The following is a 6742-nucleotide window of genomic DNA, read 5'->3' on the forward strand; positions in this document are numbered from 1 at the left end:
ATCGGCCGATAGTACATACACACCAACGGTTTTCACCTTGCACTGTCTCGCGTCGATTCGCCCTGTTTCGTGTTGTCTCGCGGACCAAATGCAGACCAAACAGCAGAGTCCTTGACCGGACATAATGCCGGATATGTGCCCTGAGGACAGGCGGACTCCTTGTCATCTAGACCGAGTGATAGGGCGCTTCTCTTCGTGGTCGTTCACCCGGTGTCAGACGTCTTGGCGCAGTCGGTTGCTTACCCGTCGCCCTCCAGAACAACGACAGCCGCTACCTCACCCTGCTCATAATGGCCAGGCAGGTTGCAGAAGATGATGTATGTGCCAGCACCGAGACCGCTGATCTCCACAGTCTCACCAGGTGCAATCCACTCCCCCGCAGTGTTCCCGAGCCAGCCGAGTCCCTGCTGACCGTCGACCATCCGCTGGTCACGGGCCACTGCTTCCTCGCAGAGCACTTGTCTCGCTTCGTAGGCACCGTCCCCGGAGGGCGGTGGATCACCCGGTCCGTAGTCGAACTCCATGAAGACACACCACTCCACCGGACCCATCCCAAAGTCCTGTTGGGCGTTCTGCCAGTCGTACAAGGGGAGGGCCTCAGGCTCGTGAGGGCCCACAACCATTGTGTATCGGTGAGGTTCGGTCCCGACGTTGGTGATCTCAAACAGCGTAGGACACCAGGGCGGGCAATAGCGGAGGGAACCTGCCCGTATGGTCTCCGGTTCAACGGTTATCTGGCCCTCACTAATGGCGACAGCAGCGGGCTCGACACTCCGACCGCATGCGGCCAACACAAGCGCACCCGCCAGCAGGCCTATTACGTAGCTTCTAATCGGCGGCTCCGAGTCCGAGTGTCGGATGTCGTCTGTCATCTCTCACCATCCCGGTAAGCCGTTTGGGCGTGGTCTCCGGCTGGGTCTGAATACCAGCCCGGTTCGGACGTTGAACACCGAACCATGTCTCCATTTTAATCGGCTAGTCGGTGATTCGTCTAGGGAGACTCCCCAAGCAAAGACCTAACCCGCCGCACATAACGAAGCCTCTTTGTGTCAAGGGGGTCTTTTCGAGGTGGTTGAGGGCGCGTGGAGTCGATCCCGTGACGGTGTTGCGGGATTGGCGTATTGTTGGTGTCGGGTTCGGGAAGTGGCTTTTCCGAAGAGTCAGCTTTCAGGATGCAAGCTGGCCACGCTGGACTCAGAGTCGTTCCTGGTTGCCCTCCCGGACCCACCCTTTTTCAGTTCGCGGCGGGTCTTGCTGCGTCGACGACGAGGGCCCTGTAGACGGCGTCTGAGATGCGTCGCTTCAGCGCCCTGATCGCTTCTTTCGGGGTCTTGCCTTCAGCGATCTTCTTGTCGAAGTAGACGCGGCCGATCGTGTCGTGTCGCAGCTGGGTGACGGCTGCAATATGAATGGCGTGGTTCAAAATACGGTTCCCTCGCAGGTTCAACCGGTGCCTTGTGTTGCCCGCTGAGGACACCTCGATTGGTGCCGTTGCGTTGTAGGTGGCGTAGTGCCCTTTCGTGGGGAACCGGGTGATGTTCTTGGTGTACCCAATGATGGTTGCTGCACCGATCGGACCGACACCCACGATGTTCGTCAGCGACGTTCCCGATGCGGCGACCGCGTCTGCAATCCGTTTCTTGGATGCTTTCAACGCATCGTCGATTCGGGTGATGTCCTCAACGACCTCACCGGCAATCAGGGTCCGATACCTGGTCGCCTCATCAGTAACCGTGATCCGGTCGAGGAGCTCACAAGCGTTGCTGGCACTGATCCTTTCCCCGATACCACCCGCCTCGAGTTCGCCGAGGAGGGCGTGGAGCCGTGAGCAGTGCTTGTTGCGGAGCTTCGCCATGTCACGGTGCCGTTTCACCAACAGGCGCAAAACGACAACATGATTATCAGGCTGGACTGTTGCCAAGCGATCTGAACGCAACGCCGCGATCGCTATCGACCGAGCATCATTCGGATCGTTCTTCTGTGAGCGTCCCGATCCCATCAATCGGACCCTTGACGCCAACACCGGTGGCACATCAAACACGGTCTCACCGCAAGCGACAAGCTGACGGGCAACCAGATACCCGAGCCCGTTCGCGGACTCAACAGCCCACTCACGCTTTTCGTATCCTGCAGCCCAATCGGTGAGACGCTCAACCTGATCGTCAGCCGCTTCAAGTGTGAACTCGTCAATCACATTCTCATCATCATCAATAGCAACCGCTGTGTGGGTTGCCTTATGCGGGTCGATCCCAATCATCGTCATAACAATGCCTTTCTCATTGACGGTGAAACCGAGATGGGCACTCCTGATTCGGGTCGATAGTGTTCTCGCCTCTTTCGAGCCACACCCCAGCAAGGACACCGGCTGGCCGACAGCTCGTTAGAAAGCCAACCCGAAGGTGACAGGCACATAGAGAGACGGCCAGCCGGATCCTCTAGATGCTACGAAACACCGCAACACCTGCCACAAGTATCAATCAGGCACATGTGCGCACTCGAGGAGTGGGCTTCGGGTTGTAGCGACTTTGTTGCTACGCAAGCACGTCGCTGTAGATTCGTTCGATGTGTTCGGCAATGTGGCGCCAGTCGAATTCGCGTTCGATCAGCTGTCGAGCCTGTTTCCCTCGTTGAAGTCGGGTGGATGTGTCGGAGGCCGCCTGGATCATGGCGTCTGCGAGGTGGGTCTCGTTGTCCGGGGTGACACGCCAGCCGTTCGGCCGAGCAGGGTCGATATTGACGAACGATGTCGGGCCGCCCGAGTCGGTCGCGATTACTGGCAGGCCACAGCCCATAGCCTCAAGGTAGACCTGGCCAAACGGCTCGTCGACCGAGGGCGCCACGAACGCGTCAGCGCAGTTGAATCCCGTGGCGAGATCTTCATGTCCCCGCCAGCCGACAAAGAAGACCCCGTCGACACCCAATGAAGTCGCCACCGTGTGGGGATGTTCGCCTTCCCACTCGCCCGGATAGCCGCCCCAGACGACCAACGGTGGCGCGTGTCGTCCCAGGGCCTCGCGCACTGTGGCGTAGGCGCGGATGAGCAGCGGGACCCGCTTAAAGTCGAGGAAGCGCCCTACGAACAGCAGCACTGGGAGCAGCTCGCCTGTCGTCGGGTCCAGGAAGAAGCGGTCTATGTCGGTATCCGAATACTGGATCGTTCCGGGCTGGCCACTCTCGTCCCACCCTTGTGGCTCGTCCACCAACCACTGGCGCCACTGAACCAACCGTTCACTCCTCGCTAGGCCCAAAGGCGCGAACCTGTCGACATCAACTCCGTTCGGCACGATTTCGACGAGCGAAGGGTCCACACCCAACAGGTCGATTGCCAGCTTGCGATCTGTTGGTGAGATCGCGATGAGACGATCGGCTCGGCGGGCAGCCCTCACCAGACGTTGATCCCACTCGGCCGCGTGTCTCCACCGCTTCTCGCCGCTGAGACGGATCTCGGCAAGCATCTTGAGTTCGGTGCCGTGTAGGTGTGCGACGGTGGGCCGGTCGCCAAGAGCGGCAACCGCGTCGTTGACGTGGGTCAAGTGATGTACGTGGTATAGATCTGGCACCTCGACGCGCTCAAGCAGCGACCGCCACACCGCTACCTGGCGGACGTACGCCTCGCTGTCCAGGGAGGCGAACACCCGATCGGGCACACCCGGCCGGTCCTCAAACGATGGGTGGAAAGGCACTGGCGCAGTCATCGGGTCCAGTCCCTGTTCAAACCACATTGCTGCTTCGGTGAAGTCGAGCGTCTCGACGTTGAGGCCACCAAAGAACGTCGCCGCATGCGAGGAAGATCCCTGCGGCCCAAGCGATCCACAACACACTGTCACTGCGTTCCCACGCGTTTCGAGCGCCTCGCCCAGGTAGCGCACCACCTGCGCCGATCCGCCCCTCGGATAGAACGCCAGCGTCATGACTATTCGACGACCAACCTTCATCAACCCCATCCTTGTCCACCGGGCGGGCATACGACGCCGTCGTGGCTCGCCAACGCCATATCCACTACTTCACATACTCGTCGCACGAACGTCTCGAGATCCCGAGACCGACGGGCAACAAACGACCGTCCATTGTTTCCGCGCGCCGCTCACTGAAAGGTAATCGACCCGCACCAAAGCCGCCCATAACGGCTGCGATGTCAGGGGGTCATTGCAACACTTGGGCAAGTTTCTCTGATGGTGTCATGTCGTCGAGGGTTTGTCGAGGCCGTGTGTTGAGGGAGTGGGCGGCTTGGTCGAGGACATCTTGGGTGTGGATTGATAGGTCGGTGCCTTTCGGGAAGTACTGACGCAGGAGTCCGTTGGTGTTTTCGTTCGATCCTCGCTGCCACGGAGACTTCGGGTCGCAGAAGAACACCTGGATGCCGGTATCGATCGTGAAGGTGGCATGTTGGGCCATCTCTTTGCCCTGGTCCCACGTCAAAGACTTCCACAGATGCTCAGGGAGTTTCTTGACGGTGTTTGTGAGTGCGACTCGTACCGATTCCGCAGTGGAGCCGTCAGGTAGCGGGAACAGCATCACATAGCGGGTATGACGCTCCACAAGGGTCCCTATTGCCGACTTGTGTGTCCCGATGATGAGGTCGCCTTCCCAATGACCGGGAACGGCACGGTCCTCGATCTCAGCAGGACGCTCAGAGATCATGACCATGTCACGGATCTGGCCCTTGGTTGATTTCGGTCTGCCTTGGGGCCTGCGCACAGCACGCCCGGTGCGCAGAGAACGCCACAGTTCCTTACGTAGAGTCCCTCTGCCCTGAACGAACAAGGATTGGTAGATTGTTTCGTGTGACACTCGCATCTCCTCATCGTCAGGATATGCCCGTATCAGCCACCGGGAGATCTGACCGGGTGACCACCACAGATCCAGTTTCTCCTCAACTGCCTCACACAGTCTTGGACACTCCGCAAGTTTCGTCGCCTTGGGCCGTTTCGCTCTCCGCCTTGATGCCCGATGCGCCACCGTGGCCCGATACCCCAGATGGCCGCCGTTGGTCTTGACCTCACGGGACACTGTTGAGGGTGCTCTCCCCAACCGGTGAGCAATGGAACGCAGCGATTCGTCACACGCCAGTCCTCTTGAGATCTCCTCACGCTCAGACAACGACAGCCGCAACGAACACCACTCGGCAGGCGGACTCGGACGTCTCCAACCCGCCGACATCAACTGGGTTCGGATCGTTGACGGTGACCGTTGCAAGTGGCGGCTTATCGACCGTTGCGACTCGCCAGCCTCCCACCGATCCCACAACTCGCTCCGCTCAACACCAGACAACCGTCCCATTGTGCACCTCCATCGAGACAAGTCTCGTCCAAGGTGTTGCAACGACCCCTCGAAACCACCGCCGTTATGCGTGGCGCTCGGGCGTGCAGAGGTAGGCCTAATCTGAAATGATGAGACTAAGCCCTAAGGACTGAGGAGGACCGGTGGAACTCGATGAAGCGCTGCGCACGACGTTCTCGTGTCGGGAGTGGACGAACGACCCCGTGACCGACGAAGACATCGAGGCCATCGTTGACCTTGCCCGTTTCGCCCCGTCGGGTGGCAACCGCCAGCCTGCCAGGATTGTCGCTGTCCGCTCGACCAAAGGCAAGGCCATGATCCGGGACGCCGCCGCTCCAGCTGCTCGGGTCTACTCCGCCCAGGTGGCCGTCGGTGAGGCTCCGTGGAACACCATCAACCCCACTACGGTCGATGTTGCAGGTCTATGGGACACCGATGAACCGGTCGACTGGTTGGGATACTTCGACGCGGCTCCAGTGGTGCTGGTCGTCGGCGTCGATCTCTCAGTGGTTGCGTCGTTCGACAGCCAGCTCGACCGGGTCGGAGTAATCAGCGGCGCATCGATCTACCCACTCGTGTGGAGCATGTTGCTCGCTGCCCGGGGACGTGGCCTCGCGGGCGTGCTCACCACCATGCCTTCAGGGATGGAATCCGACGTCCAGCAGGCCCTCGGGTTGCCGCCCCACGTCGCCGTGGCCGCCGCCATCCCGCTTGGCCGTCCGGTGAAGCAAATCACCAAGCTGACTCGTGCTCCCGTGTCGGATCTGCTCCGATATGAGAGATGGGCCGACTGAGCCGTATCCACGGAACTCCCTCGGCCACCGGCTCCGCACGGCTGGCTACGCATATCCGGTGCGATGTCCGGCTAGATCGGTCTACTGAAGCAGCTCCTTCGGATCACACTCCAGTCCCCGAGCAAGCGCTTCAAGAATCGCCAGGGAGATGTGTCGTTCTCCTCGTTCGATGGCACCGAGATAGGTCCGATGTAGCCCACATTGAACTGCCAACTCTTCTTGGGACAGTCACCAAAACCTCGCGCACATCGGTCACGCACGTGAGCCTGGGAAGCAGAGTCATCCGTCAGCTAGCAGCGCCGCGACTCGACAGGGACGGCATTTCTCGCCGACTCACAAGCCCCTCAGACTCTTCCTGAGCGAGGCTGCATGGTGTGTGCCGTAAGTATCGGGGACCAGCAGAGCGAAGCTCACATATCGCGCAAGGGACTTGTCGTTCACGCATACCTCGGTATGCCAAACACATACCGTCACGGGCTTCGCCGCGTGAGTTTGGGGTAGAAATAGCACTATCGCGGCAGGTTCCGACAATATCTGGCACCAAAAGAAGTAGTCGCCCGAAGCCTGCATCATGCTGAGCCTCCCACCCATGCGAAGGATCGTGTCGTTCACGCTGTTGGGGAACGAGAAAGGTCCGCACCTTCAAGTCGACACGGGGTTGCCTCGTT

The 6742-nt window shown here is 60.0% G+C and carries 6 protein-coding genes; 1 reads left to right on the forward strand and 5 read right to left on the reverse strand.

The window, feature by feature from the left end:
- Window positions 1-239: 239 nt before the first annotated feature.
- From IIC71_14825 to IIC71_14840, 4 genes are all read right to left on the reverse strand, one after another.
- On the reverse strand, window positions 240-872 hold the full coding sequence (locus IIC71_14825; protein MCH7670454.1) for a hypothetical protein: 633 nt from the start codon (window positions 870-872) through the stop codon (window positions 240-242).
- Window positions 873-1234: 362 nt separating this feature from the next.
- Window positions 1235-2263: an IS110 family transposase gene (locus tag IIC71_14830; protein MCH7670455.1), complete on the reverse strand. Its 1029-nt coding sequence runs from the start codon at window positions 2261-2263 to the stop codon at window positions 1235-1237.
- A 268-nt stretch (window positions 2264-2531) separates the two neighbouring features.
- Window positions 2532-3935, reverse strand: a complete 1404-nt coding sequence (locus IIC71_14835; protein MCH7670456.1) for a glycosyltransferase family 4 protein — start codon at window positions 3933-3935, stop codon at window positions 2532-2534.
- 208 nt (window positions 3936-4143) lie between these two features.
- Complete coding sequence (locus IIC71_14840) at window positions 4144-5280, reverse strand: IS30 family transposase (GenBank protein MCH7670457.1); 1137 nt, start codon at window positions 5278-5280, stop codon at window positions 4144-4146.
- Between the two features lie 143 nt (window positions 5281-5423).
- Between IIC71_14840 and IIC71_14845 the strand changes: the two genes are divergently transcribed.
- A complete protein-coding gene (locus tag IIC71_14845; GenBank protein MCH7670458.1) occupies window positions 5424-6074 on the forward strand; it encodes a nitroreductase family protein in 651 nt (216 codons plus the stop codon).
- An 81-nt stretch (window positions 6075-6155) separates the two neighbouring features.
- Here IIC71_14845 and IIC71_14850 read toward each other — a convergent pair whose 3' ends face one another.
- Window positions 6156-6302, reverse strand: coding sequence for a helix-turn-helix transcriptional regulator (locus IIC71_14850; GenBank protein ID MCH7670459.1), 147 nt, complete (start codon window positions 6300-6302; stop codon window positions 6156-6158).
- Window positions 6303-6742 lie beyond the last annotated feature (440 nt).

Source organism: Acidobacteriota bacterium, assembly GCA_022562055.1.
In the GTDB taxonomy this organism is placed as follows: Bacteria; Actinomycetota; Acidimicrobiia; order Spongiisociales; family UBA5794; genus BMS3BBIN02.

Bases quoted from the DNA above. Each gene is read 5' to 3' on its own strand.
- IIC71_14825 (MCH7670454.1), bottom strand. From the start codon at position 872: ATGACAGACGACATCCGACACTCGGACTCGGAGCCGCCGATTAGAAGC.
- IIC71_14830 (MCH7670455.1), bottom strand. From the start codon at position 2,263: ATGACGATGATTGGGATCGACCCGCATAAGGCAACCCACACAGCGGTT.
- IIC71_14835 (MCH7670456.1), bottom strand. From the start codon at position 3,935: ATGAAGGTTGGTCGTCGAATAGTCATGACGCTGGCGTTCTATCCGAGG.
- IIC71_14840 (MCH7670457.1), bottom strand. From the start codon at position 5,280: ATGGGACGGTTGTCTGGTGTTGAGCGGAGCGAGTTGTGGGATCGGTGG.